Source organism: Comamonas kerstersii, from assembly GCF_008801935.1.
GTDB lineage: Bacteria > Pseudomonadota > Gammaproteobacteria > Burkholderiales > Burkholderiaceae_C > Comamonas > Comamonas kerstersii.
In genome coordinates, this window is sequence record NZ_VZOT01000001.1 from 529,729 (window position 1) to 555,175 (window position 25,447).

A 25,447-nucleotide genomic window follows, 5' to 3' on the forward strand; every position below is an offset into this window, starting at 1 on the left:
CGGGTGCTGGACGCAGCATGACACAGGCAGCTGAGGCACCTGCATCAGACCAATGCTTTTACTCGTTAAACAGTGAACCCGCCGACTGCGGCGCCACCAGCCCCAGGTGCTGATAAGCCGCCTTGGTGGCGATGCGCCCACGCGGCGTGCGCTGCAGATAGCCTTGCTGAATCAGATAGGGCTCAATCACATCCTCGATCGTGCCTGCATCCTCACCAATGCTGGCGGCAATGTTGTCCACCCCCACCGGACCACCGTCAAAGCGGTGCACCACAGCTTCGAGCAGCTTGCGGTCCATCACATCAAAGCCACGGGGATCTACGTCCAGCATGGACAAGGCCTTTTGCGCCATCTCACGGGTGATGGTGCCGTTGCCCTTGACCTCGGCATAGTCGCGTACGCGGCGCAGCAGGCGATTGGCAATACGCGGTGTGCCACGTGAACGGTTGGCAATTTCCTGCGCACCTTCTGCATCAATCGGCGCGCCCAGCAGGCCGGCGCTGCGCGTGACAATACGCGCCAGCTCCTCGGCGTTGTAGAACTCCAGCCGCGCCACAATGCCAAAGCGGTCGCGCAGCGGGTTGGTGAGCATGCCTGCGCGCGTGGTGGCTCCCACCAGCGTAAAGGGCTGCAGGTCCAGCTTGATGGAGCGCGCCGCTGGCCCTTCACCAATCATGATGTCGATCTGAAAGTCCTCCAGCGCGGGGTAGAGGATTTCCTCCACCACGGGGCTCAGGCGGTGAATCTCGTCAATGAAGAGCACATCATTGGCTTCGAGGTTGGTGAGCAGCGCCGCCAGATCCTTGGGCTTTTCCAGCACCGGGCCGGAGGTCTGGCGCAGGTTCACCCCCAGCTCCGCCGCAATGATGTGGCTCAGCGTGGTTTTGCCCAGACCGGGCGGGCCAAACAGCAGCACATGGTCCAGCGCCTCACCGCGCTTTTTGGCTGCACCGATGAAAATCTCCAGCTGCTCGCGCGCCTTGGCCTGCCCCACATACTCATCAAGCAGCTTGGGGCGCAGGGCGCGCTCCAGCGCTTCTTCATGCTTGTTCACTGGCGCTGGCGAAATCGTGGGGCTGCGCATGCTGCTCTCCGCCACGTCTGCGACTGCAGGCTTGGCCTTGGCACGGGGTTTGCGCGCAGGTGCGGCGTCAAACCCTTCACTAAAGTCCTCGGTATGGATGCTCATGGCAGTCATTGTGCCGCGCCTGCTACGCGGCCTGAAGCAGGTGGCAGTTTTCTCGTCCATCCCGCAGGCCAATCTCTGCCCCGCTATGCTGGTGCACCACCGACAAGGAGACTCCGCATGCATCGTGCACTGCTGGCACTGTGCCTGGGTGGCTGGGTGCTGCACAGCACGGCCAGCCCCAGCACCAAGCTGGATGGCGAATGGCTGTGCCATGAACAAGTAACTGGCAACACAGGCGCTGCCGCCGTGCAGCCGCACTATGTCTCCATAGACCATGGCATCTGGCAGACCGACACTTTGGATGCCGACCTGCAGCTGCAGGCACTTGACGGCCAGCACTACCTTGGCACCTGGAGCCCTGACACCCAGCGCCAGCTACGGCAGATTGCACATCTGGCCGCAGATCAGCTGCACTACCAAGACCCCCGGGTCACAGGCACTTGCCAACGCCTGGGAGACATCGCGCAGGCACCTGCCACGCAGCGCAGCGGCAGCTGGCAGTTCATCACGCTCGATCAGGCCCGCCCCACACAGCCAGCCGCGGGCTATGACCAGATTTACAGCAAACAGGCACGCTACCGCGACCAGCGCTGGAAGCAGGCCTTTGACGACTGGTGCCGTCTCAGCGGTCTGGGTGGTGTGCGCAAAAAGTCGGTCACGCCTGCCTCGCGCCTGACCGATGCCGAGAGCTTTGCCTGCCAGACACCTGCTGCCGAGCGCAATCTCGGCGCTCTCAAAACCGCCGTCCTTGGCCCGGGCGGGCAGATCTATATGACGGATGGCCACCACAGCCTGAGCAGCCTGTGGGAAGCGCCCATCGGTCAGGGGGATGACCGATTAGGCAAGGCTGGGGGAGGCTTGCGCATTCCCGTGCAGATTCAGGCTGACTACCAGCACCTGAACCAGGCCAGCTTCTGGCGTACCATGCGCGCCAAGGGCTACACCTGGCTGCAAGATGCTGACGGCAAGGCCATCGCCCCAGCGTCCCTGCCCCGGCACATGGGCCTGTCCGGTGGGCTGCAGGACGATGCCTACCGCTCACTGGTCTATTTCACGCGCGGCGTGGGGCATGAAGTGCCAGACGATGCACCAGAATTTCTGGAGTTTTACTGGGCACAGTGGCTGCGCTCGCCACCCCAGCACCTGGATCTGCGCGCCTACCAGCTGGATACCCTGGGCCGTGGTGATGGCAGCGACCACGGCTATCTGCAGGCCGTGCACGATGCCGCCACGCTCATGACCCAAGCCCCGCCTGACACAGCCATTGGCCCCACAGGCCAGACTGCTGCGGACATGGGGCAAATGCCGGCACTCCACCACACGACCCTGCAGCAACTGGCCCGCAAAGGCCAGACGCCGGGCAAGCTGGCCCAGGCGCTGCACTACCGCAGCAAAGCTGCGACTGCGTCCAAGCCTGAAAGCCCCTGATTACTTGGACAAACCCTTGAGCGCGAGCTTGATACCTTCGCTCACCCCAATATCGGCGGGCAGCTGCTTGAGGCAGGCGGATGCCTCCTTGTCCGAATAGCCCAGTGCCAGCAACGCCTGCAGAATGTCTGCCTGTGCATCGCTTTTGACCTGAGCAGCGGCCCCAGTCACCACGGCATCGCCCAGCTTGCCCTTGAGCTCCAGCAGCAGGCGCTCTGCGGTCTTTTTGCCGATTCCCGGCACCTTGACCAGACGGCCTGCTTCCTGCGTGGCAACCGCCTGTGCCAGCTCTTCAATGCTCAGGCCTGACAGCAGCGACAATGCCATGCGCGGACCAACGCCGGAGATCTTGATCAATTCCCGAAATGTCTGACGCTCCTGCGCGGTCGCAAACCCATACAGCAACTGTGCATCCTCGCGCACGATAAAGTGCGTCAGCAAGCTGATGGGCTGGCCCACCTGGGGCAGGTTGTAGAAAGTGCTCATGGGCACCTGCACCTCATAGCCCACACCATGGCAGTCCACCAGGACTTCGGGCGGGTTCTTCTCCAGCAGGGTTCCAGTCAGTTTGCCTATCATCGCTATCCTTTTTGTGTGCAGCCCACCATGGCTGCGGCTTTCCTAGCAAGGAATTATCAGCGTGATCTTGCGCCACACCTTTACGCCTTACAACAACACCCGCCTGTCCCATCTGTGCGGTCCTGCCGATGCGCACCTGCGCACCATCGAAGTGGGCATGCAGGTCAAGATTGCCCACCGCCACGAGCAGTTCAAGGTCGACGGCCCCAAGGCCAAGGCCCAGGATGCCATGGAGCTGCTGCAGGCCCTGTACGAAATGGCGGATGACCCCATCTCCGAAGACACGCTGCAGCTGATGCTGGCCGGGGATGTCGAGATGCTCGAGCCCACCCCCGACGCCATCCAGCTCTCCACCCGCCGTGCCGACCTGCGCGCACGCACACCCAACCAGGCCCTGTACCTGCAGAACATTGCCGAGCACGACATCACCTTTGGCATTGGCCCCGCAGGCACAGGCAAAACCTATCTGGCCGTGGCCAGCGCCGTGGATGCACTGGAGCGCAGTGCCGTGCAGCGCATCATCCTGACCCGCCCTGCGGTGGAAGCGGGCGAGCGCCTGGGCTTTCTGCCCGGCGACCTGACACAGAAGGTAGACCCCTACCTGCGTCCCCTGTACGACGCGCTGTACGACCTCATGGGCTACGAAAAAGTGCAGAAGGCCTTTGAACGCAACGCGCTGGAAATTGCCCCTCTGGCCTTCATGCGTGGCCGCACGCTGAACAATGCCTTCGTCATCCTGGACGAAGCGCAGAACACCACGCCCGAGCAGATGAAGATGTTTCTGACGCGCATCGGCTTTGGCGCCAAGGCCGTGATCACGGGCGATATCAGCCAGATCGACCTGCCCAAAGGCGCAACCAGCGGCCTGATTGATGCCGAGCGCGTCCTCAAACGCGTCAAGGGCATTTCCATCAACCGCTTCACCAGCGCCGACGTGGTGCGCCACCCCCTGGTGGCGCGCATTGTGGATGCCTACGATGCCAGCAATGGCCGTAGCAGAGACTAATTTTGATAGCTATCAGCGCTTGCCAGACGGGCGCTAGAGACCAAAATGGCACTAAATAATCTGGAACTCTCTTTGCAATTTGGCAAGTTTGACAACCTGGCGGAACACAAGGCACTGCTCACCCGTGCCCGTGTGACGAAATGGATCAAGCACGCACTGGCCGTCGATGCCGAAATGGCTGTGCGCATCGTCGGCATTGAAGAAGGTCATGCCCTGAACCTGCAATACCGCAAAAAGGACTACGCCACCAATGTGCTGACCTTTGACTACCAGCAGGAACCCACTGTGCAGGCCGACCTGGTGATCTGCGGCCCCGTGATTGAGCGTGAGGCCAAAGAGCAGAACAAGTCGCTGGAAGAACACTACGCCCACATGATCGTGCACGGCACGCTGCATGCCCAGGGCTGGGACCACGAAACCAGCGAGGAAGATGCCGAAGAGATGGAGGCCTACGAAACCGACATCATGCAGGAGCTCGGCTACGCCGACCCCTACGCCAAAGACTGAGTCCTGCCCACCTGCACACACCAGCTCCCGCCATGGGAGCTTTTTTGTGTCCGGATACATGCAGCCCATGCATCAAAGCCAGCAGTCCTACATGCAGGACAGGAAGGCCTGTTAGAGCGTGTTTGCGATCTTGTTTGCCCCGACAATCTGGTGTGTGAAAAGACAGAAATACGCCAGCGACATTAGCCGTGAGAAGTTTGCAGAAATTGAGCCAGAGTTGCGCAAGGTCCGCCGCAGGACCAAGCCTGCCACGCTTGATTTGTATGAGGTGTTTTGCGCAGTGCTGTACCTGCTGAGAACCGGTTGCCAGTGGCGCTATTTACCCCCTGACTTTCCCAAATGGCAAAGTGTTTATGCCTATTGGGCGCAAATGGAGCGAGCCCGACGAACATGGCATCAGTGCCTTGGAGCGGGCACTTAAAAAATCAGGTTGGCGTGGCCCGACGCAGACAGGGGCGCAGCGAATCGAGCACGCTCGTGATTGTTGATGCGCAAAGCGTCAAAAACACGGACACTGCGGGCTTTAAGGGCTATGACGCGGGCAAGAAAGTCTCGGGCATCAAGCGCCATATTGCGGTGGACACACTTGGCCTGCCTCATGCCATTGCGGTGACGACAGCCAATGTGACAGATCGCCAAGGTGCTTTGCAAGCGTTTGAGCGCTGCAAGGCTTCTTTGAGTGCAGTTCAGGGGGTACTCACCGATGCGGGCTATACCGGCAACCCCTTTGCCATGGGCGTCAAGCAGTTGTTGGGCGAGCATGTGCAAGTGCAGATTGCAAAGCGCAGCGAGCTTCACAGATTTGAGGTAATACCCAAACGCTGGATAGTTGAGCGAAGCTTTGCATGGCTAGAGAAGAATCGACGGTTATGGAAGAACTGCGAACGCTGGCTCAACACCAGCTTGCAGTTCATTCACTTGGCCTTTGTTGCTCTGCTTCTACGAAGATCGTAAACACGTTCTAAGGCCGAAGTGTCAAGGAATCGGGTGAACCATGCGATCGATCGCCATCTTCCAGCATGGCCAGCGCACCGACGATGAGCGCCCGTATGCCTTGATCGAGTTCCGCTTCCATCTCGGCTTCTTCCACGGCGCGGTCTGCATCCACAGCGGGTTCTCGCCCAGCGACCGAATACACCGTATCGGCTACGGCAAGACAGTGGAAGGCCACGGTCGCCAGCAGCCAGCGCGCCTGCTCCTTTGTGATGCCGTAAGCCTGGGCGATATGACGCTGGTGTCCGTCGATCTTGGCGAGCATGGGCTGTGTCACCGCCAACCTGCGGATCACATATGGCGTGACCCCCGGATGTGTCTTGACGAACTCCCACACGGATGCGGAGAACACGGTCAGGTACTCCCGCAGTCCGTCACGGGTGCCGTCGCTAGGTAGGGGAATCTGCCATCGGTTGAAGATTTCCTCGGCAACCAGGTGCTTGAGTTCCTCAAGACTCGGCACGTGCTTGTAGAGCGCCATGTGGCTGACACCTAGCGCGGCGGCAACGCCAACAAAGGTGATGTTAGGCAGGCCGATCTCGATGCCAGCGTCGGCAATCCTTTTGCGCGTGATCGTGGGGGGGCGTCCGCGCGGTGCGGGGCGCTCTGACTGCTTCATGTCTTTTCCTTGGTTTGGCGGCGGCTACGCCTCCACTTTAACCCTCTTTTCAATATTTAGTTTAGGTTATGCAACTAATGGCAGATTTAGTTTATAGTTATGAAAGTAATTCTCACCTGCATGTAGCGATGACCAGGGTGCGAGGTCGTGCATGGCACTGAAAGACCGGAAACCGGCACACCAAACGCCTTGGCAGGTGTCTGCCTTACCGCTCTCAGCAATGGGTGAGGTCATACGTATCCATTTGAATTTCTGGACTTTTATCTCTCATGGGCATTCATGACGCAGCAGCCAACCCAGGGAACCCGATCAGTCGGGTGTTGAGCCCTATACGTGGGCAGTTGATCGCCGCCGCCGTACTGGCCGCCGTGGGCACCATGCTCACGCTGGTGCCGCTGGCAGGCATCGCACACATCGCCAAGATCGCCCTAGGCGACGCTGATGCTGCACCGGCACAGGGCGACATCTGGTGGACGGTCGTGGCGAGCGTGGCTTCCATGTTCACCGGCATGGCGCTGGTGTCGGCCGGCGAGCTGACCGCCCACCTGGCCGACAACCGCATCACGCACCATCTGCGCCTGGCCGCCGCGCGGCGGCTGGCCCGGGTGCCGCTGGGCTGGTTCACCAGCCGGGCATCGGGCGAGGTCAAGCAGGCGATGCAGGACGACATCGCCACGCTGCACAGCCTGACCGCGCACTTCTACACGGCGGTGGCGCGCGCAGTGGGCGCGATCCTGATCTCGGTCATTTATCTGTTTGCGCTGGACTGGCGCATGGCCATCGCCGCGCTGCTGCCGTTCCCCGGCTTCTTCCTGTTCCTGCGCTACGCCATGAAGGCCAGCGGGTCGAGCATGGAGGAGTTCGTCGCCCGGCTGGGACGCATCAACAGCGCGACTGTCGAGTTCGTCAGCGGCGTTCCCGTAGTCAAGGCGTTCGGCGCTGCTGGCCAGGCGCATGGCGGCTACCGGGAGGCCGTCGATGCCTTCGCCGAGGCGTTCGTGAGCTTCACCCGTCCGCTGGTGGCTGCGATGGCCCATGCCCACGCGATGATCGCGCCGGTCACAGTGCTGGGCGTGGTGCTGGCCTTCGGTGTCTTGTTCTCGGGCCTGGGCTGGATCGCGCCCGTGGACGTGCTGCCGTTCGCTCTGGTGGCGCCGGGCATCTGCGCGCCGCTACTGTTGCTGCACACGCTGTTGCACGACCTGGGCAGCGCCACAGGGGCCGCGCAGCGCGTGCTGGCGCTGCTGGAAACGCCGGTGCTGGAGCTTGTCGCGCCAGACCGGCAGCAAATCCCTGTCGGCCACGACGTTCGGTTCGAGGGCGTCGGCTACGCCTACGGCGACGGGCATCAGGTGCTGTCGAACATCAGCTTCTCGCTGGAACCCGGCACGGTCACGGCCATCGTCGGCCCGTCGGGAGCGGGCAAGTCCACGGTGGCGCGGCTGCTGCTGCGCTTCTTCGACCCGAGCGAAGGGCACATCACGCTCGGCGGCGCGGATCTGCGGCACATCGAGACTTCACAGCTCTACCGGCGCATCGGCTTCGTGTTACAGGAAGTGCGCCTGATTCACGCCAGCGTGCGCGACAACATTGCGCTGGGCCGGCCTTCGGCCAGCCAGCAGGAGATCGAGGACGCCGCGCGGGCCGCCAACATCCACGAGCGCATCCTGGCCCTGCCGCGCGGCTACGACTCGGTGGTTGGCGAGGACGCCCAGCTTTCCGGCGGCGAGCGCCAGCGCGTGAGCATCGCACGCGCCGTGCTGCTCGACCCGCCCGTGCTGGTGCTCGACGAGGCCACGGCCGCTGCCGACGCCGGCAACGAGGTGGCGATCCAGGATGCGCTGGCCCGCTTCGCGCGGGGCCGCACGCTGCTGGTCATCGCGCACCGGCTCGACACGGTGATGCACGCCAACCAGATCCTCGTGCTCGAAGACGGCGGGATCATTGAACACGGCACGCATGAGCAGTTGCTGACACAGGGCGGCCGCTATGCACGGCTGTGGACTCAAGGGGGCTACGACCGTGCTGACGAAGCCGCGCCAGTTTCGGAGGGCCAGCCATGCTGAAGACCTTCATCCGGTTGCTGGGCGGGGATGCGCCCGTCTTCCGCCGCTACGCCTGGATGGCCGTGGCCTATGGCGTGCTCTGCGGGCTGACGATCACGTCGCTGGTGCCGGTGCTCACGCACCTGCTGGCCGGTGACGTGAAAGGCGTCGCACCGTGGCTGGCCGTGCTGCTGGCCGGGTTGGCCGTCTGCTGGGCCTTGCGCCGCCGTGTGGAGCAGGCCGGCGTGCGCGTGGGCGTGGCCATCCTGCAAGGCGCGCGGCACCGCCTTGGCGATCATGTGGCACGCCTGCCCGTGGGCTGGTTCACGCCGCAGAACACGGCCCGGCTCAGCCACGTCGTCACGCAAGGCATGATGGCCGTGGCCCAGCTTCCGGCACATGTGTTCACCCCGGTCATCGCTGGCGTCGTGACGCCCGTGGTGCTCGTCGCAGCCTTGTTCGTGCTGCATGGGCCGCTGGGGTGGATCGCGTTGGTGGCCTTGCCGCTGCTGGCGGGTGTTCTCGCGCTGACGGGCAGGCTTTCTCGGCGCGCCGACGATGCCTTCCACCGGCGCTTTGCCGATGCCAGCCAGCGCGTGGTGGAGTTCGCTCAGGCCCAGTCGGTGCTGCGCGCTTTCAACGGCGAGGACGGCAGTACGCGCTGGCTGGAACAGACCTTCGAGCGGCAGCGCCAATCGGGGTCTCGGCTGATCTGGCTGTCGGCAGGCTCGGCTGTCATCAACACCTGGGCCGTGCAGGCTGTGTTCGCCGCCTTGCTGATTGCGGCGGCGCTGTGGATGAACGAGCACCTGGGCGGTGGCGTGGCGGCCAGCGGTATCACGGCGGTCATCGTCGCGCTGCTGCTGGTCGGCCGCTTCATCGATTCGCTGCTGGAAGTGGCCGGCTATGGCGAAGTGCTGCGCGGCGCGCGCGGTCAACTCGATGCCATCCGCGAGCTGTTCGCCGTCGAACCGTTGTCGGAGCCCCAGGCACTACAGGCACCACAGGCGCCACGCGATGCCTCGGTCGAACTGCGCGACGTGCATTTCCGCTACGCGGCGGATGAACCCGACGTGCTGCGCGGCGTGAGCCTGCGCATCGCGCCGGGCAGCATGACCGCGCTGATCGGTGAATCCGGCTCGGGCAAGACCACGCTGGTGCGGCTGATCGCGCGCTTCTTCGACGTAAGCCAGGGCAGCGTGCTCGTTGGCGGCGTGGATGTACGTCAGATGTCGGGCGCGCAACTGGCCGGCCAGATCAGCCAGATCTTCCAGGACAGCTATCTGTTCACGGGCAGCATCGCCGACAACATCCGCATCGGCAAACCCGATGCTAGTGATGCCGAGGTCATGGAAGCCGCGCAGCAGGCTGGCGTGGCCGAGATCATCGCTCGCCTGCCGCAGGGCCTGGACACCCCTGTCGGCGAGGGCGGCGCGCGCCTGTCCGGCGGCGAGCGCCAGCGCATCGCCATCGCCCGCGCACTCATCAAGGACGCGCCCATCCTGCTGGTGGACGAAGCCACTGCCGCCCTGGACGCAGAGAACCAGGCTGCCATTGCCAAGGCACTGGCACGGCTGCGCGGCCGGCGCACGCTGATTGTGATCGCGCACCAGCTTTCCACCGTGGCGATGGCCGACCAGATCGTGGTGCTGGAAGGCGGCCAGGTCGTCGAGCAGGGACCGCCTGCGCAGTTGCGCGAGAGTCAGGGGCGGTACGCGGCATTCCTGGGCCAGCGTCAGTCCGCCAAAGGCTGGCGCATTGCCCCTGCCGCGTCAGGTGGAGCATCTTCCTGATGCGCGCCAGTCTGTTCGGCCTGTTCATCGTGCTGTGCGGCGCATCGCTGCTGGTTGGTGCGCAGCAGATGGCATGGTCTCAAGTGTTCTCGCTGTCGGGTGATGCCTGGCTGACGCTTACGGCCAGCCGCCTGCCGCGCCTGATGGCGCTGGTGCTGACCGGTGTGGGCCTGTCCGTCTGCGGCGTCATCCTCCAACACATCGTCCGCAACAAGTTCGTCGAGCCGGCCACCTCGGGCGGACTGGATGCGGCCAAGCTCGGCATCCTGGTCGCGCTGACCACGATGCCAGCGACAGGCACGGAGGGCCGGATGCTGTTCGCGCTGGCCTTCTGCTTCGCGGCCAGTCTGATCTTCGTGGCAATCGTCCGCCGCATCCGTTTCAAGAACACGATTCTCGTCCCGGTGATCGGACTGATGTACGGCGGCGTGCTCAGCGCCATCGCCGAGTTCTACGCCTATCGCCACAACATCCTGCAAAGCATGCAGGGCTGGCTGCTGGGTGACTTCTCCAAGATCGTCCAGGGCAACTACGAAATCATCTACCTGATCCTGCCGATCGTTGCGCTGACCTACTTGTACGCGCACCGCTTCACCGTGCTGGGCATGGGCGAAGGCATGGCCACGAGCCTGGGGCTGAACTACCCGGCCACGGTGGCGCTGGGCTTGATGCTGGTGGCCGTCACCGTGTCCGCCACGGTCATCACCGTCGGAGCCATTCCCTTCGTCGGGCTGGTCATTCCCAATCTGGTCGCACTGCACTACGGCGACAACCTGGGCCGCACGCTGCCCGTCGTGGCGCTGGGCGGCGCATCGCTGCTGCTGGCCTGCGACATTCTCGGTCGCCTGCTCATTTACCCGTTCGAGGTGCCCATCGGCCTAACCGCAGGCGGCGTGGGCGGCGTGCTGTTTCTCCTGCTCATCATTTGGAGGAACAAGTGATGCGCATGGCTTCCCGGCACGCCGTCTGGATGGTGGTCATCGCGTTGGCGCTGACCTTCCTGTTCTTCCGCTCCGGCTTCGATTTCGATTACGTCATTCCCAAGCGATTTGCACGGCTGGCCGCCATGCTCATCGGCGGGGTTTGCATCGCCTGGTCTTCGATCGTGTTCCAGACCATTACCGGCAACCGGATACTGACACCGGCGATCATGGGATACGAGGCGGTCTACCTGCTGCTGCAATCCCTGGCTGTCCTCCTCATGGGCACGCAGAGCCTGGTCGTGCTCGGCGCGAACGGCAACTTCTTCCTGTCCGTCCTGCTGATGCTCTGCTACTCGTGGGCCATCCATCGCTGGCTGTTCCGCGATGGCCGGAACAACGTGTACTTCCTGCTGCTGTTGGGGCTGGTGCTGACGATGGTGATCGGCACCTTCACGCAGTTCGTCCAGCTCAAGGTCAGCCCCGGCGAGTTTTCCGTCCTGCTGGGCTTCAGTCAGGCGTCCTTCGGCAAGGCGGAGCCTGGCCAGTTGCTCGTTTCGGCCATTCTCGTCGTGGCGGTGTGTGTCGCAGCACTCAAGACCCTGCCGATGCTGGACGCGCTTTCGCTGGGTCGAGACCAGGCTGTCTCCCTGGGCGTGGACTACCAGCGCACCGTGCGGCTGTATCTCGCGCTGATCGCCGTACTGGTCGCCATTTCGACCAGCCTGCTCGGGCCTACCGCGTTCATGGGCATCTTCGTGGCCAACACCACCTATGCACTGGCCCGCAGCTTCAGGCATCGGATCACCTTGCCCATGGGCTGCGCTATCGCCATCGGCACCTTCATCCTGGCCCAGCTCGCGGTCGAACACGTCTTCAACTACCGAACCACCGTCGGCATTCTGGTCAACCTGGTATGTGGCGCCTGGTTCCTCGCGCTGATGGCACGCACGCGGGGGACTGCATGATCACCGTCCACAACCTCTCCAAAACCTACGGTGCCAGAACCGTCCTTTCCGATGTGAACGTGCGCTTTCCAGCGGGGCGGCTGACCTCGCTGATCGGCCCCAACGGCGCTGGCAAGACGACGCTGCTGATGATGATCGCCAGGCTGTTGGAGCCGACTCGGGGTGACATCCTGATCGAAGGCAGCAGGGCTGCGGACATTCGCATCGGCGACTACGCCAAGCGCGTCGCTACCTTGCGCCAGTCCCCCGATTTCAATCTACGCCTGACGGTGGAGGAACTGGTCGCCTTCGGCCGCTTTCCCTACAGCCGCGGTGCGCTGACCGCCGATGACCACCAGGCGATCGACAAGGCCATCGCGTTCCTGACGCTGGAGCCGCTGCGCGGCGCTTATCTCGATGAACTCAGCGGTGGCCAGCGTCAGATGGCTTTCCTGGCCATGACCATCGCCCAGCAGACGCCATGCCTGCTGCTCGATGAGCCACTGAACAACCTCGACATCAAGCACGCCGTGCAGATCATGCGCGCGCTGCGCCGCCTGTGCGACGAGCACGGCCGCACCGTGATTCTGGTGGTGCATGACATCAACTTCGCCGCCAACTATTCCGACCACATCGTGGCGATGAAGGGCGGTGCGGTGCATTGCGCCGGCTCGGTGCCGGAGGTCGTGACCGAGGCGCGGCTCAAGGAACTGTACGGACTGGACTTCGAGATCACGCACGGCGAACGCGGACGCCTGTGCAACTACTTCAACCCATCAGGAGAACTGAAATGACCTTCAATCACAAACACAGGCATTGGACGCTCGCCCTGCTGATGACCGCAATGGTCGTGTTGCAGGGCTGCGACCAGAAGCTGGCCGAATCGGCCCAGGCATCGACATCACAGGCCACCACCCAAGCCGCGCAGCCAACCTACGCAACTGTCACGGTTGAGCACAAGCTGGGAACAACCGTGATCGAAAAGCTGCCGCAGCGCGTGGTGGCCCTCGACATGAACGAAGTCGATTTCCTCGACCAACTGGGCGTTTCCGTCGTCGGTATGCCCAAGGACTTCGTTCCGCATTTTCTCGGCCGGTACAAGGATGCCCCTCAAGTCGAGGACACGGGCGCCATCGTTCAGCCCAATCTGGAGCGAGTTCACGCGGCCAAGCCCGATCTGATCCTGATTACCTCGCTTCAGGCGAAACACTACAAGGAACTGAGCGAGATCGCCCCAACCATCCACTTCGACGTGGACTATCGGGACAGCCAGGTCAAGCACATCGAGGTCATCAAGGATCACCTCATCACGCTGGGGCGCATCTTCGGCAAGGAAGACCTTGCCCGCCAGAAATCCACCGAACTGGACGCCAAGGTTGAAGAGGCCAGGCGCATCACGCAGAGCAGCCCCGAGAAGGCGCTAATCGTGCTGCACAACAACGGCGCTTTCAGTTCCTTCGGCATGCAGTCGCGCTACGGCTTCGTCTTCAACGCCCTGGGCGTGACGCCCGCAAGCCCGACCGTCGAAACCGGCCTGCATGGCCAGCCGGTTTCCAGCGAGTTCATCCAGCAGGCCAACCCCGGCGTGATCTACATCGTGGATCGTACCGCTGTCATGGAGGGCCGGCCGGGCTTGAACGCGGAGAGCCTGGGCAATCCACTGCTGCGCCAGACCAATGCCTGGAAGAACGGCCGTGTGGTCTTTGCCGATTCCGAGGCTTGGTACATCACCGCCGCCAGCCCGACCTCTTTGAAGCTCGTAATCGACGACGTTATCAAGGGCTATCGGGACTGACTTGCTCAGTCGCTTGCCTTCAAGCCATTTTCGCTAACGAGTCTCATTCGTTCTATTTCTTTTCTTCTCATCTGCAAAACGTGGCGAGAACCGCCTCAACCTCAACTGAAAGGAGCATCAGATGGCCCAGCCCCATCAACACACCGTGCGCTCCGTACGGCCGGCAATACCTCCAACCTTTGACTTCACTCCAAACCGCATTGCCATCGCCGTGCAGAAGGCGCTGCTGTTCGGATTGACATTCAGTGCCCTGGCCGTGGTTGCACCGCCGGTATGGGCACAGGCAAGCAATGTGGAAATCGATGCCAGCGAAAAGCAATCGTCTTCGTCTGCGGCTGGAGAGGTGGCTACGTTGCCGGCGGTGACAGTCACGGGCGAAGCGACGATGCCGACGTATTCAGGTGGGCAAGTAGCAACTGGTGGGCGCATGGGATTCCTCGGCGACAAGGACTTCATGGAAACGCCGTTTTCCACCATCACCTACACGGATAAATACATTGCGGACCAGCAGGCCAAGGACATCCAGGAAGTGATCTCCAAGACCGATCCGACGGTGTTCACCAGCGGCATCGCTGGAGAGGCCCTGGAGAGTTATTCGATTCGCGGTCTTCCATCCGATGTGGGTGATGTGACCGTCAACGGCCTGGCCGGCATGGCAGGCTATTACCGCAGTTCGCCCGAGATGTTCGAGCGCGTCGAAGTGCTCAAGGGGCCTTCGGCCCTGCTCAACGGCATGCCACCTAAGGGATCGGCCGGGGGCGCGGTAAATCTCGTGACCAAGCGCGCGGGCGACGAGCCATTGACGCGCCTGACGGGAACCTACATGTCGGACTCGCACTTCGGCGGCCATATCGACCTAGGCCGTCGTTTTGGCGAGAACAAGCAGTTCGGCATCCGTTTCAACGGCGTCTACCGTGATGGTGATACCGCCTTGAACGACCAGAAGAAGAAGGTCTCGCAGGCTGCTCTCGGGCTGGATTGGCGCGGTGATCGCGTGCGTGTCTCCGCTGATCTATATCAGAGCACGGAACGCGGTGATGGCTTGACCCGTGGCATCACCCTGGCTCCAGGGCTGCCCGTGCCCAACCCGCCTAAACCCGAGGTCTCGTGGAATCCACCGTGGACTTTCTTCGACCTTACGGAAAAGGGCGCCATGCTGCGGGGCGAATTTGACCTGACCGATCAACTGACGGCCTATGCCGCAGCAGGCACCAGCAAGTCTGAAATCGACACGATCATGGGCGTGCCGCAGGTATTCAACCAAGCAGGTGACTTCCGAATCAACTACAGCGGCGTGTCCGACAGGATGGAGCGGAAGTCGGCTGAAGTAGGTATAAAAGGTAAGGCTCGTACAGGCTCGGTGGGGCATCAGTTCGCACTCAACGCCACCTACTACAACGAGGACTACCTCCTAAGAGGCTTCCGAAACGTCCTGCCGCAAGATTGGGTGACCAACATCTACAACCCGGTGTGGGGGCCTGAAGCAGAACGTCCCAGCAATATTCCAGCCCTGACGAAAACGGATACGCGGCTGACCAGCTTCGGGGTGGCGGATACCTTGTCGTTCGCGGAAGATAGGGTGCAACTGACGCTGGGAGTACGTCGCCAACAAGTGGTCAACGACAGTTTCAATGGTACGACCGGAGCACGCATGGGCCAACGCTACAAAGAAAGTGCCACAACACCAGCAGCGGCAATTTTGGTCAAGGCCACCGACCAGATATCTGTGTATGCCAACTACATCGAGGGCTTGAGCCAGGGGGCGATAGCACCCAACACCGCAGAAAACGCGGGCGAAGTCTTCGCACCTTACAAGACCAAGCAAAAGGAAGTCGGCATCAAGTTTGATCTGGGTGAATTCGCCCATACGGTCAGTTTGTATGAAATCAAGCGCCCGAGCAGCTATACCGATCCCGTCACCAACGTCTTTTCGTTTGGTGGCGAGCAGCGCAACCGAGGCGTGGAATGGGGCTTCTTCGGCTCGCCGATGAACGGCGTGCGCCTGATGGGCGGTATCGCCTATTCGGACGCCGAAGTCATGAAAGCCGCTGTTGCTGCCAATGAAGGCAAGCAGGCAACCGGATTGCCCAAATGGCAGGCCAAGCTGGGAACGGAATGGGACGTACCTACGATGCAAGGTTTGACGCTGACGGCCAATGCAACTTGGGCGGACAAGCAATATCTCAGCGCGGACAACTCCCTATCGATACCTGGCCGCACCGTGTTCGATGTGGGTGCACGCTATGCCACGAAGGTCTCAGGCCGTCCGCTGACATTGCGAGCCAGCGTCACCAATCTGACCAACAAGGCATATTGGGCGAAGCCGCACTACACAAGCCTGGCCCTGGGCGCGCCGCGCACCTTCTACCTCTCAGCCACGATGGATTTCTAGCCGCAATGACGGTATAGCAAGTAGAAGCGGCTATGGAATTAAGACATTTGCGCTACTTCATGGCCGTAGCCGAAGAACTGCACTTCGCCCGCGCAGCGGAGAGACTGCATATCGAACAGTCACCACTGTCGCGGGCGATCAAGGAATTGGAGGAAGAGTTGGGCGTGGTGTTGTTCGCTCGGACTACACGCAGCACGCGGCTCACCCGTGCGGGCAAACTGTTCTTGGAGCATGTGCGGCGCGTCTTTGCTGCGCTGGAACAAGCAAGGGACAGCGTAAAAGCAGCGGCCAACGGATTTCATGGGCAGTTGCGTGTAGCCTTGTCGGACGGTATCACACCGTCACGCCTGCCAGCTCTGCTGGCCCTATGCCGGCAAGAAGAACCCGAGGTCGAAATCCGACTCTTCGAGGTGCCGCTGTCACAGCAGATCAAGGGGCTGCATGACGATCTGTACGACGTGGGGTTAGCACAGTCCGACGAGGCGGGCGATGGCATCGTCGCTCTGCCCGTCTGGAGCGATGCGTTGATGGTGGCGGTGCCAGCGCGGCACCCGCTGCTGGCGCACAAACGTATTCCGTTGGACGAGTTGCTGCGCTATCCGCTGGTTCTGTGCGATCCACAGGTTTGTGAAGGCCATGCCAAGCACGTCGGTCGACGTGTTGCGCCGCGCCGAAATGGAACCGCTGGTCGCGGAGCGGGTTGCTTCCTGCGACTTGATGATGGCGTTGGTATCCGCTGGCTTCGCGCTCGGGCTGGCGGGCGCAGCGCGTATTGCCGCCAGCCATGAGTCGGGCGTGGTGGCACGGCCGCTGGCATCGAGTTTGCCGCCTCTGACGACTTACTTGCTGCGCCTTGAGGGCGATCCATCCGATGAGCTTGCCCGCTTCATTGAGCGCGTCTAGGCCATCGAGTCGCCGGACTCACCCATGCCCATGCCGAGCCACGACCCACCGGAGAAACCTACGCCATGAAGAAGATCATCCCATTCCTGTTGGTGGCCGCGTTGACGGCCTGCGGTCAGTCCGAGTCGCCTCAGAGGGCCGACACTGTGGATACGAATATTCCAACAGTGGAAGAACTGGCGGCCAATCCCGAACGGCTCAAGGAGCTGCGGCAGCAGTGTTAGAGCGTGTTTGCGATCTTGTTTGCCCCGACAATCTGGTGTGTGAAAAGACAGAAATACGCCAGCGACATTAGCCGTGAGAAGTTTGCAGAAATTGAGCCAGAGTTGCGCAAGGTACGCCGCAGGACCAAGCCTGCCACGCTTGATTTGTATGAGGTGTTTTGCGCAGTGCTGTACCTGCTGAGAACCGGTTGCCAGTGGCGCTATTTACCCCCTGACTTTCCCAAATGGCAAAGTGTTTATGCCTATTGGGCGCAAATGGAGCGAGCCCGACGAACATGGCATCAGTGCCTTGGAGCGGGCACTTAAAAAATCAGGTTGGCGTGGCCCGACGCAGACAGGGGCGCAGCGAATCGAGCACGCTCGTGACTGTTGATGCGCAAAGCGTCAAAAACACGGACACGGCGGGCTTTAAGGGCTATGACGCGGGCAAGAAAGTCTCGGGCATCAAGCGCCATATTGCGGTGGACACACTTGGCCTGCCTCATGCCATTGCGGTGACGACAGTCAATGTGACAGATCGCCAAGGTGCTTTGCAAGCGTTTGAGCGCTGCAAGGCTTCTTTGAGTGCAGTTCAGGTGGTGCTCACCGATGCGGGCTATACCGGCAACCGCTTTGCCATGGGAGTCAAGCAGTTGTTGGGCGAGCATGTGCAAGTGCAGATTGCAAAGCGCAGCGAGCTTCACAGATTTGAGGTAATGCCCAAACGCTCGATAGTTGAGCGAAGCTTTGCATGGCTAGAGAAGAATCGACGGTTATGAAAGAACTGCGAACGCTGGCTCAACACCAGCTTGCAGTTCATTCACTTGGCCTTTGTTGCTCTGCTTCTACGAAGATCGCAAACACGTTCTTACAAGATATGCCAAGCTGGCATTCTGATGCCGTACCTTCTGGCTTCTGGCCATGTACGTCTGCGCAGCATGCACGCACAATGGATGCAGCACAGCTTTGCGCGCTGTGATACATCGTTTTTTCACCTTCTAGGCACTCATGACCGCACCTTCTGATGCTTCCCCTTCACTCCCCTGGCGCTTTGGCCCCATCCGTGCGCGTGGCTGCGCCTGCAGCAGCCCCATGTGCCAACGCCTGCACCACCGCGTGCTGGAAGACCTGTCACGGCGCAGCTTCCTTGGTGGTATAGCCGCCATGCTGGCACCTTTTGCCCTGCCCAGTGCCATGGCGCAAGGTACAGCCGCCAATGCTCAGCGCCCGCTGCTGCTGACCAATCTGCGTCTGTTTGATGGCTCGGGCAAAGGCGTGCGTGAAGGCGTACACATCCTGATCCAGGACCAGCGCATTGCCGACATCGTGCCCGCTGGCACGCCTGTGGAAGGTGCGGAAATTGTTGACTGTCAGGGCAAACTGGTCATGCCCGGCCTGATCGATGTGCATTGGCACAGCATGCTGGCAGCCATTCCACAGCTGACCGCCATGACGGCCGACCTCGGCTATCTGTACCTGGTCGCGGCCAAGGAAGCACAGCGCACCCTGCTGCGCGGCTTCACCTCGGTGCGCGATGCAGGCGGCCCTGCCTTTGCCCTCAAGCGTGCGATTGATGAAGGTCTCACTGACGGCCCTCGCATCTACCCCAGCGGGGCCATGATTTCGCAGACCTCCGGCCATGGCGACTTCCGCTTCCGTAATGACATCCCACCTGCCAACAACGCCCCTCTGAGCCTGGTGGAGCGTGCAGGCGTCTCCATGATTGCCGATGGCGAGCCCGAAGTGCTGCGCCGCGTGCGTGAACAGCTCATGCTGGGCGCTTCGCAAATCAAGCTGCTCGCCGGTGGTGGCGTGGCCTCGGAATACGACCCGCTGGACAGCACCCAGTTCACCGAGCGAGAACTGCGCGCAGGCGTGGAAGCTGCGGCCGACTGGAACACCTATGCCATGGCCCACGTCTACACGCCCAAGGGCATTCAGCGCTCCATCCGCGCAGGCGTCAAATGCATCGAACACGGCCAGCTGGCGGACGATGCCAGCGCCCGCATGATGCGTGACGAAGGCATCTGGTGGAGCCTACAACCCTTCCTGGCCGACGAAGACAGCAACTTCTACCCGGATCTGGAACGCCGCAAAAACCAGCAGCTGGTGGCCGAAGGAACCATTCGTGCCTATGGCCTGGCCAAGAAATACGGCATCAAGACCGGCTGGGGCACAGACATTCTGTTCAACCCCAAGAACACCGTCACGCAGGGCAGGCAGCTGGCCAAACTCACGCGTTTTTATGACCCGCTGACCGTACTCCACCAGGGCACGGGCCTCAATGGAGAACTGCTGGCCCTGTCTGGCGACCGTAACCCCTACCCAGGCGTGCTGGGCCGCATTGCCCCCGGCGCATGGGCTGACCTGCTCGTGGTCGATGGCGACCCAAATGGCAATCTGGACTTCCTGGGCGACCCCGATACCCATCTGCGGGCCATCATGAAGGGCGGCAAGACCTACAAGAACACCCTGTAAGCCATGCTTCACACCCGTATTCCACCGCATATCCTCTGTGCCAGCGCCCTGATGCTGTGTGCACTGAGTCCTGCCCATGCGCAAAGCTCGGATCTGGAAGCCAGCAGCTGGCGTTTTCAGCTCACTCCCTATGTGTGGACGCCCAGCCTTCGCGGCTCCATCACCGTGAGCCCCAGCCTGCCCACGGCCCATGTCTCCGAGCCGTTCTCCGACATCTGGAAAGACCTGCACGCCTCAGCCTTTCTGAACGCCACGGCCCGCAAGGACCGCTACGTGCTGCACCTGGACATGAGCCATGTCTCGCTGCACAAATCGGCCAGCCTGCCCGCAGGCTTCCCCCTCGAAGCCAAGGCCCGCATCAAGCAGACCTCGGTCTCCGTACTGGGCGGCTACAACTGGGAGCTCTCTGCCAATGACAGCCTGGACGCCATGGTCGGTGCCCGCTGGTGGAATGTGCGCAGCAGTGTGGAGGCCCAGCCTCTGCTGCCCGAAACCAGGCTGAGCAAACGCTTTACCGACCCCATTCTGGCCGTGCGCTGGCGCCACCAGTTCAACCCGCAGTGGTCCACCCTGCTCTATGCCGATGCAGGCGGCTTTGGCGTAGGCTCTCACGCCACCTGGCAGGTATTGGCCACCGTGAACTACCAGGTGCGTGAGCAGCTGTACCTCAGCCTGGGCTATCGCCAGCTCAATGTGGACTACCGCAAGGATGCACAGCGCATGGACCTGCGCCTGGGCGGCCCCATCCTCGGCCTGACCGTGCAGTTTTAGGCGCCAACGGACTTTTTGAAAAAAATGGGCGCTTTTGAAAAAAGTGTTCCAAAACACCGCTACAATTCGGTTCTCGCTGCAGTACTACATTGCAGCAAAATGGCTCGGTAGCTCAGTTGGTAGAGCAGCGGATTGAAAATCCGCGTGTCGGCGGTTCGATCCCGTCCCAAGCCACCAGATACCATTCCACGGAAGTCCGCTGGAGTCACAAAGCCCTAAGTTTTCAACGACTTAGGGCTTTTCTCATGCTCGAAGCCTAAGCACCTCTACAGTGCACAGTGCACCGCATGCACTGCACAGACAGCACTCCAGCTTCATACAGGAGCGTTGTCCATACAGTAGCTGACAGCGTTTAGCTCTGAGCCTCTATATCCCTGTAGCTAAAGCCCGCATTGCGCAGCGCTTCATACAGACGATGACGCCCCGTCAGCGCCTCAGGAGTCAACAGGCGTTCCACCACCTGGGTGCTCCAGTCCATTTCCTTCATACCCTGCGCACGCATAAAGGCGCGCAGATGACTGTTGTAGTTGCCAATCTCGGCCTGCGTATCCACAGGCAACTGGTACTGCTCACGGTGCAGCACGGCGCTTTGAGGCAGGCGGGGCTTGATCTGCGCCGGACGCGCGGGGTCTGGCTGACCGACAACCAGACCAAACACGGGGAATACATTGCTGGGCGTACCCAGCACCTTGGCCACTTCCTCAGGCTGGTTGCGCATGCCGCCCACATAGACCGTGCCCAGCCCCATGGCTTCTGCAGCCACCACGGCATTCTGCGCTGCCAAGGCTGCATCAATCACCCCCATCAGGAAAGTGTCCAGATAGTTCAGACCTACAGGATGGCGGCCCTGCGCCTTACCCAAGCGCTCGATGCGCGAAAGATCAGCCAGCCACACCAGCACCAGCGGAGCCACGGCCAGATGCCTTTGGGGGCCGACCAGATTGGCCAAGGCTTCCCTGCGCTCCTGCGATTCCACCGCAATCACGCTCCAGGTCTGCAGATTGGATGAGGTGGGCGCGGACTGTGCCGCTGCCACCAGTGTTTCCACAGTGTTGGCAGGCAGCGGGTCACGCAGAAAGTGGCGTACGGAGCGATGGTTCAGCATCGCATCCAGTACGGCGAGATCAGGCAGGTTCAGCGCTGGCGCTTCATCTCCATAGCGCGCTTGCAAGGCAGTGTGAGACATCGTGTGTTTTCCAGACAGTAAAAAGGTGGATGCTGCATTCTAGAAAGGCAGCGCACAGTGGACTGACAGATACCGGACGTCGGATGCGCTTCGCGTAACAAGTCGAAACAGTTACAACCGGGGGATTTTTTCCATAACAGTGAGGAGACACCCCATGACAGCATCTGCCACATCAGCTTCCACACCCACCTGGCCCCGTATGGCACGCATGCGCTGGCATGCTGACGCTGACAGCAGCCAGCGCCATCTTCAAGGTGTATGACATGGCGCTGTACCTGCCACGCAAGGTACAGACTGTAGAAGAAGCCCTGCAACTCAACGGCCCGGTAGGCATCCAGTTTCTAGCCCTGCGGGATTTACCTGGTGCAGACCTGGGGCTGTCCTTCATTCTCGGCCTGAAGCACAATGCCACGCCCGAGCAAATGCAGCGCTACACCCTCACCAGCAATCGCCTGATTGAAATTTTTTCGGGCCGCAGCAAAGTGGCACCCGGCGAGACCTTTGCCATGGAGTTTGTGCCAGGCCAGGGCACGACCTTTTTCATCCACGGCGTACAACAGGGTGATCCAGTCGGAGATGACGAGTACTTTGGCCTGATCCTGCGCATCTGGCTGGGCGATGCGCCGGCGGACCGCAAGCTCAAAGCCAGCCTGGTGCCTGCCGCTGCTCGTTGAGGCAAGCGCAGCGCACTACCCGCACCGCAGTCCAAAGTGCTTTGAATTTTGCATACCCTGCCCGCGCGTGCTGAGCCACTAAGATCAGCACACGGGCGCGCTGAGCTGCGCCCAGCGTCCAGCATACATAACTACGACTCGGAGACAACCCATGGACATTCTGGGCATGCTAGATCTTGCCTCATGGAGCGAGGTAGCCCTCTTGCTCGCTGCAGCCTTTGTCGCAGGCGCACTGAACGCAGTGGCTGGAGGCGGCAGTTTTCTGACGCTGCCTGCACTGGTTTTTGTCGGGGTACCGGCCGTCACCGCCAATGCCACGGGCACGGTGGCCCTGCTGCCCGGTTATGCCGCCAGCGCCTGGGGCTTTAAAGAAGACATGGCAGCCCCCCCCGGACTGACCATGCGCAAGTCCATCGTACTGTCACTGCTGGGCGGCGCAGCTGGTGCAGCACTGCTGCTGCTAACCCCAGATGACACCTTCCGCCGCGTGGTGCCCTGGCTGCTGCTGGCCGCAACAGCACTGTTTGCCTTTGGGCCTCAGATTCGTGCCTGGGCCTCGCGCTCCACCGCCCCCGGCACGCCTGCCAGCACACTCAAGGCCACAGCCGGCATGCTGGCCGTAGCTTTTTACGGCGGCTATTTCAACGGCGGCCTGGGCATTCTGTGCCTGGCACTGTTCAGCCTGCTGGGACAGACCCAGCTCAATGCCATGAACGGCATGAAGAACCTGGTCTCAGCCCTGCTGACCGCCATTGCCGTGGCCATCTATGCCGCTGGCGGCATTGTGCAGTGGGAGCTGGCCATCCTGATGATGATTGCCGCCACCCTGGGCGGCTATGGTGGCGCACGCGTAGCGCGCCAGATTCCCGCCAACATCCTGCGCTGGGGGATTGTGCTGACAGGCCTGGTCATGGCGACCCTGTTTTTTGCGCGCAGCTGAAAACATAGACATCTGCTGACACCAAGCTGCTCTTCCCGCTCACCATGGCGCAGCAGGGGCCACCACTAGAGTGAGATTTTTCACACTGATACGGAGTGCCCCTATGCCATCTCGCGCCCAGCGACTTGCCCTCACCCTGACCACCGCCGCCTGCATGACCATGGGCGGTACTGCCATGGCTGCGGGCACCACCACGTCCACCAGCATCACCAGCGCGACCGCCTCCTTGCTGGCACAAAAGGCCGTAGCAGCATGCACGGAAGCCGGTTATGTCGTATCGGTCAGCGTCGTGGACAACGCCGGCGTGCTGCTGAGCTTTATCCGTGCAGATGGTGCAGGCCCTCACACCGTCAAGGCCTCTCAGGCCAAGGCTTACACCTCGGCCTCCTCCCGCAATCCCACCAGCGGCATTGCCAAGGCAGTCCAGTCCAACCCTGACGCCGCAGGCATGACGGACATTCCTGACTTTCTGGTCCTGGCTGGCGGCATGCCCATCAAGGTGGGTAACGCTACCGTGGGTGGCATTGGCGTAGCCGGTGCCCCTGGCGGCCATCTGGATGAAGCCTGCGCCCAGAAGGCACTGGAAGCCGTGCAACAGCAACTTGCTAACTAAAACATAGCTATCAGCGCTTGCTACACAAGCGCTGAAGGCAGATTTTTATCAAAATCTGACACGTAAAAAAGCGGCTGCCTTGATGACAAGGCAGCCGCTTTTTTTGTTGGGACTGGTGCTTGGATCAGCCCAGGGTCACGCGTGCAAACTTGCGCTTGCCCACTTGCAGCACATAGGTGCCTGCATCCAGCTTCAGGCCGCGATCGCTGATGACCGCGCCATCCACACGCACGCCGCCGCCATCAATCAGGCGGTTGGCTTCGCTGGTCGATGGAGCCAGGTTGGCCTGCTTGAGCAGTGCACCAATCCCCAGTGGTGCGCCACTCAGCGTCACCTCGGGGATGTCGTCAGGAATGCCGCCCTTGGAGCGGTTGATGAAGTCCTGCTCTGCAGCATCGGCCGCCGCTGCGCTGTGGAAGCGCGCGGTGATTTCCTTGGCCAGCATGACCTTGGCATCCTTGGGATTGCGGCCAGCTTCCACTCCTGCCTTGAGCGCGGCAATCTCGTCCAGGCTCTTGAAGGACAGCAGGGTGTACCAGTCCCACATCAAATCGTCCGAGATCGACAGCGTCTTGGCGAACATGGTGTTCGCATCTTCGGTGATGCCGATGTAGTTGTTCTTGGACTTGGACATCTTGTGCACGCCGTCCAGACCTACCAGCAGGGGCATGGTCAGCACGCACTGCGGTTCCTGACCGTACTCCGCCTGCAGATGGCGGCCCATCATCAGGTTGAACTTCTGGTCGGTGCCTCCCAGCTCCAGATCGGCCTTGAGCGCCACGGAGTCATAACCCTGCAGCAGGGGGTACAGGAATTCATGCAGGCTGATGGAGCTGCCTTCGGTGAAACGCTGGTGGAAGTCGTTGCGCTCCATCATGCGTGCCACGGTGTACTTGGCGGACAGCTGGATCATGCCGCGTGCGCCCAGCTGGTCGCACCATTCGCTGTTGTAGCGCACCTCGGTCCTTGCGGGGTCAAGCACCTTGGCAGCCTGGGTGTAGTAGGTTTCGGCATTGACCCTGATCTGCTCCGCAGTCAGCGGCGGACGGGTGGAGTTACGGCCCGAGGGATCGCCGATCAGGGTCGTGAAGTCACCAATCAGAAAAATCACCTGATGGCCCAGATCTTGCAGCTGGCGCATCTTGTTCAGCACCACTGTATGACCCAGATGGATATCAGGCGCTGTAGGGTCCAGACCCAATTTGATACGCAGAGGCGCGCCCGTAGCTTCGGAGCGGGCGAGCTTTTGCGTCCAGTCTGCTTCGGGCAGCAACTCATCAACGCCACGCTTGGTAACGGCCAGCGCTTTTTGAACCGCCTCAGTGACCGGGTAAGTGGTATCAACTTTTTGATTCATACAGTTTGTTCTCAGCACGGGGAATACCCTCCCCGGTATACTTCGGGATCAATTGCAGTGGTGGATTCTAGTCGCCATACCATTTACAGATGGTTCAATGGCCTCTATG

20 protein-coding genes, 1 tRNA gene and 4 pseudogenes are annotated in these 25,447 nt (G+C 61.4%); 20 read left to right on the plus strand and 5 right to left on the minus strand.

All coding sequences use genetic code 11. The annotated features are described in order from the left end of the window. Nucleotides 1-58 precede the first annotated feature (58 nt). Nucleotides 59-1,189, minus strand: a complete 1,131-nt coding sequence (ruvB, locus tag F7P80_RS02505; RefSeq protein WP_151042466.1) for a Holliday junction branch migration DNA helicase RuvB — start codon at nucleotides 1,187-1,189, stop codon at nucleotides 59-61. 117 nt (nucleotides 1,190-1,306) lie between these two features. On the opposite strand from ruvB, the gene F7P80_RS02510 reads away from it, so the two are divergent. Continuing rightward, on the plus strand, nucleotides 1,307-2,617 hold the full coding sequence (locus F7P80_RS02510; RefSeq protein WP_170265321.1) for a ParB/Srx family N-terminal domain-containing protein: 1,311 nt from the start codon (nucleotides 1,307-1,309) through the stop codon (nucleotides 2,615-2,617). Here F7P80_RS02510 and ruvA read toward each other — a convergent pair whose 3' ends face one another. Further along, complete coding sequence (gene ruvA / locus F7P80_RS02515; RefSeq protein WP_151042470.1) at nucleotides 2,618-3,196, minus strand: Holliday junction branch migration protein RuvA; 579 nt, start codon at nucleotides 3,194-3,196, stop codon at nucleotides 2,618-2,620. It lies immediately after the preceding gene. 61 nt (nucleotides 3,197-3,257) lie between these two features. Between ruvA and F7P80_RS02520 the strand changes: the two genes are divergently transcribed. The 3 genes and pseudogenes from F7P80_RS02520 (at nucleotide 3,258) to F7P80_RS02530 (ending at nucleotide 5,663) form a co-directional block, all read left to right on the plus strand. Further along, the gene (locus F7P80_RS02520) at nucleotides 3,258-4,202 is read left to right on the plus strand and encodes a PhoH family protein (RefSeq protein ID WP_054065917.1); all 945 of its coding nucleotides are present in this window, start codon (nucleotides 3,258-3,260) and stop codon (nucleotides 4,200-4,202) included. A 45-nt stretch (nucleotides 4,203-4,247) separates the two neighbouring features. Next, nucleotides 4,248-4,709, plus strand: a complete 462-nt coding sequence (gene ybeY / locus F7P80_RS02525; protein WP_054065918.1) for an rRNA maturation RNase YbeY — start codon at nucleotides 4,248-4,250, stop codon at nucleotides 4,707-4,709. A gap of 154 nt (nucleotides 4,710-4,863) precedes the next feature. Beyond that, nucleotides 4,864-5,663, plus strand: a pseudogene (locus tag F7P80_RS02530) (IS5 family transposase). Nucleotides 5,664-5,670: 7 nt separating this feature from the next. Here the strand turns inward: F7P80_RS02530 and F7P80_RS02535 are convergent. After that, nucleotides 5,671-6,321, minus strand: a complete 651-nt coding sequence (locus F7P80_RS02535; RefSeq protein ID WP_151042472.1) for a TetR/AcrR family transcriptional regulator — start codon at nucleotides 6,319-6,321, stop codon at nucleotides 5,671-5,673. Between the two features lie 269 nt (nucleotides 6,322-6,590). On the opposite strand from F7P80_RS02535, the gene F7P80_RS02540 reads away from it, so the two are divergent. From F7P80_RS02540 to F7P80_RS02595, 13 genes and pseudogenes are all read left to right on the plus strand, one after another. Next, nucleotides 6,591-8,387 (plus strand): ABC transporter ATP-binding protein, encoded by a 1,797-nt coding sequence (locus F7P80_RS02540; RefSeq protein WP_151042474.1) that lies wholly within the window; start codon nucleotides 6,591-6,593, stop codon nucleotides 8,385-8,387. Beyond that, nucleotides 8,381-10,159: an ABC transporter ATP-binding protein gene (locus F7P80_RS02545; protein WP_151042476.1), complete on the plus strand. Its 1,779-nt coding sequence runs from the start codon at nucleotides 8,381-8,383 to the stop codon at nucleotides 10,157-10,159. The genes F7P80_RS02540 and F7P80_RS02545 overlap by 7 nt, the downstream gene beginning before the upstream one ends. Further along, on the plus strand, nucleotides 10,159-11,100 hold the full coding sequence (locus tag F7P80_RS02550) for an ABC transporter permease (RefSeq protein WP_151042478.1): 942 nt from the start codon (nucleotides 10,159-10,161) through the stop codon (nucleotides 11,098-11,100). Before F7P80_RS02545 ends, F7P80_RS02550 begins: the two co-directional genes overlap by 1 nt. Next, nucleotides 11,100-12,047 (plus strand): iron chelate uptake ABC transporter family permease subunit, encoded by a 948-nt coding sequence (locus F7P80_RS02555; protein WP_151042480.1) that lies wholly within the window; start codon nucleotides 11,100-11,102, stop codon nucleotides 12,045-12,047. Before F7P80_RS02550 ends, F7P80_RS02555 begins: the two co-directional genes overlap by 1 nt. Next, a complete protein-coding gene (locus F7P80_RS02560; RefSeq protein ID WP_151042482.1) occupies nucleotides 12,044-12,820 on the plus strand; it encodes an iron ABC transporter ATP-binding protein in 777 nt (258 codons plus the stop codon). Before F7P80_RS02555 ends, F7P80_RS02560 begins: the two co-directional genes overlap by 4 nt. Then, the gene (locus tag F7P80_RS02565; protein WP_151042484.1) at nucleotides 12,817-13,821 is read left to right on the plus strand and encodes a siderophore ABC transporter substrate-binding protein; all 1,005 of its coding nucleotides are present in this window, start codon (nucleotides 12,817-12,819) and stop codon (nucleotides 13,819-13,821) included. The genes F7P80_RS02560 and F7P80_RS02565 overlap by 4 nt, the downstream gene beginning before the upstream one ends. Nucleotides 13,822-13,942: 121 nt before the next feature. Continuing rightward, the gene (locus F7P80_RS02570) at nucleotides 13,943-16,213 is read left to right on the plus strand and encodes a TonB-dependent receptor (RefSeq protein ID WP_151042486.1); all 2,271 of its coding nucleotides are present in this window, start codon (nucleotides 13,943-13,945) and stop codon (nucleotides 16,211-16,213) included. A gap of 32 nt (nucleotides 16,214-16,245) precedes the next feature. Beyond that, nucleotides 16,246-17,185: pseudogene (locus tag F7P80_RS02575) on the plus strand (LysR family transcriptional regulator). After that, nucleotides 17,182-17,337, plus strand: a pseudogene (locus tag F7P80_RS16695) (entry exclusion lipoprotein TrbK); the annotation flags it as partial. The pseudogenes F7P80_RS02575 and F7P80_RS16695, both read left to right, overlap by 4 nt. Nucleotides 17,338-17,379: 42 nt before the next feature. Next, nucleotides 17,380-18,173: pseudogene (locus F7P80_RS02580) on the plus strand (IS5 family transposase); the annotation flags it as partial. A 154-nt stretch (nucleotides 18,174-18,327) separates the two neighbouring features. Then, nucleotides 18,328-19,797, plus strand: a complete 1,470-nt coding sequence (locus F7P80_RS02585) for a metal-dependent hydrolase family protein (protein ID WP_151042488.1) — start codon at nucleotides 18,328-18,330, stop codon at nucleotides 19,795-19,797. A 3-nt stretch (nucleotides 19,798-19,800) separates the two neighbouring features. Further along, nucleotides 19,801-20,568, plus strand: a complete 768-nt coding sequence (locus F7P80_RS02590; RefSeq protein ID WP_151042490.1) for a hypothetical protein — start codon at nucleotides 19,801-19,803, stop codon at nucleotides 20,566-20,568. 101 nt (nucleotides 20,569-20,669) lie between these two features. Further along, nucleotides 20,670-20,745, plus strand: a tRNA-Phe gene (locus F7P80_RS02595). 175 nt (nucleotides 20,746-20,920) lie between these two features. Here F7P80_RS02595 and F7P80_RS02600 read toward each other — a convergent pair. Further along, complete coding sequence (locus F7P80_RS02600) at nucleotides 20,921-21,754, minus strand: NADPH-dependent oxidoreductase (protein ID WP_151042492.1); 834 nt, start codon at nucleotides 21,752-21,754, stop codon at nucleotides 20,921-20,923. Between the two features lie 218 nt (nucleotides 21,755-21,972). Between F7P80_RS02600 and F7P80_RS02605 the strand changes: the two genes are divergently transcribed. The 3 genes from F7P80_RS02605 to F7P80_RS02615 all read left to right on the plus strand — a co-directional run bounded on the left by F7P80_RS02605 (nucleotide 21,973) and on the right by F7P80_RS02615 (nucleotide 23,981). Continuing rightward, nucleotides 21,973-22,428 carry a chalcone isomerase family protein gene (locus F7P80_RS02605; protein WP_151042494.1) on the plus strand — a complete coding sequence of 152 codons (456 nt, stop codon included), beginning with the start codon at nucleotides 21,973-21,975 and terminating at the stop codon, nucleotides 22,426-22,428. A gap of 151 nt (nucleotides 22,429-22,579) precedes the next feature. Next, a complete protein-coding gene (locus F7P80_RS02610; protein ID WP_058880000.1) occupies nucleotides 22,580-23,368 on the plus strand; it encodes a sulfite exporter TauE/SafE family protein in 789 nt (262 codons plus the stop codon). Nucleotides 23,369-23,471: 103 nt separating this feature from the next. Then, nucleotides 23,472-23,981, plus strand: coding sequence for a GlcG/HbpS family heme-binding protein (locus F7P80_RS02615; protein WP_151042496.1), 510 nt, complete (start codon nucleotides 23,472-23,474; stop codon nucleotides 23,979-23,981). A gap of 124 nt (nucleotides 23,982-24,105) precedes the next feature. Here F7P80_RS02615 and tyrS read toward each other — a convergent pair whose 3' ends face one another. Next, on the minus strand, nucleotides 24,106-25,338 hold the full coding sequence (tyrS, locus tag F7P80_RS02620; protein WP_151042498.1) for a tyrosine--tRNA ligase: 1,233 nt from the start codon (nucleotides 25,336-25,338) through the stop codon (nucleotides 24,106-24,108). Nucleotides 25,339-25,447: the final 109 nt, after the last annotated feature.

Bases quoted from the DNA above. Each gene is read 5' to 3' on its own strand.
- ruvB (WP_151042466.1), bottom strand. From the start codon at position 1,189: ATGAGCATCCATACCGAGGACTTTAGTGAAGGGTTTGACGCCGCACCT.
- F7P80_RS02510 (WP_170265321.1), top strand. From the start codon at position 1,307: ATGCATCGTGCACTGCTGGCACTGTGCCTGGGTGGCTGGGTGCTGCAC.
- ruvA (WP_151042470.1), bottom strand. From the start codon at position 3,196: ATGATAGGCAAACTGACTGGAACCCTGCTGGAGAAGAACCCGCCCGAA.
- ybeY (WP_054065918.1), top strand. From the start codon at position 4,248: ATGGCACTAAATAATCTGGAACTCTCTTTGCAATTTGGCAAGTTTGAC.
- F7P80_RS02535 (WP_151042472.1), bottom strand. From the start codon at position 6,321: ATGAAGCAGTCAGAGCGCCCCGCACCGCGCGGACGCCCCCCCACGATC.
- F7P80_RS02540 (WP_151042474.1), top strand. From the start codon at position 6,591: ATGGGCATTCATGACGCAGCAGCCAACCCAGGGAACCCGATCAGTCGG.
- F7P80_RS02545 (WP_151042476.1), top strand. From the start codon at position 8,381: ATGCTGAAGACCTTCATCCGGTTGCTGGGCGGGGATGCGCCCGTCTTC.
- F7P80_RS02550 (WP_151042478.1), top strand. From the start codon at position 10,159: ATGCGCGCCAGTCTGTTCGGCCTGTTCATCGTGCTGTGCGGCGCATCG.
- F7P80_RS02555 (WP_151042480.1), top strand. From the start codon at position 11,100: ATGCGCATGGCTTCCCGGCACGCCGTCTGGATGGTGGTCATCGCGTTG.
- F7P80_RS02560 (WP_151042482.1), top strand. From the start codon at position 12,044: ATGATCACCGTCCACAACCTCTCCAAAACCTACGGTGCCAGAACCGTC.
- F7P80_RS02565 (WP_151042484.1), top strand. From the start codon at position 12,817: ATGACCTTCAATCACAAACACAGGCATTGGACGCTCGCCCTGCTGATG.
- F7P80_RS02570 (WP_151042486.1), top strand. From the start codon at position 13,943: ATGGCCCAGCCCCATCAACACACCGTGCGCTCCGTACGGCCGGCAATA.
- F7P80_RS02585 (WP_151042488.1), top strand. From the start codon at position 18,328: ATGACCGCACCTTCTGATGCTTCCCCTTCACTCCCCTGGCGCTTTGGC.
- F7P80_RS02590 (WP_151042490.1), top strand. From the start codon at position 19,801: ATGCTTCACACCCGTATTCCACCGCATATCCTCTGTGCCAGCGCCCTG.
- F7P80_RS02600 (WP_151042492.1), bottom strand. From the start codon at position 21,754: ATGTCTCACACTGCCTTGCAAGCGCGCTATGGAGATGAAGCGCCAGCG.
- F7P80_RS02605 (WP_151042494.1), top strand. From the start codon at position 21,973: ATGCTGACGCTGACAGCAGCCAGCGCCATCTTCAAGGTGTATGACATG.
- F7P80_RS02610 (WP_058880000.1), top strand. From the start codon at position 22,580: ATGGACATTCTGGGCATGCTAGATCTTGCCTCATGGAGCGAGGTAGCC.
- F7P80_RS02615 (WP_151042496.1), top strand. From the start codon at position 23,472: ATGCCATCTCGCGCCCAGCGACTTGCCCTCACCCTGACCACCGCCGCC.
- tyrS (WP_151042498.1), bottom strand. From the start codon at position 25,338: ATGAATCAAAAAGTTGATACCACTTACCCGGTCACTGAGGCGGTTCAA.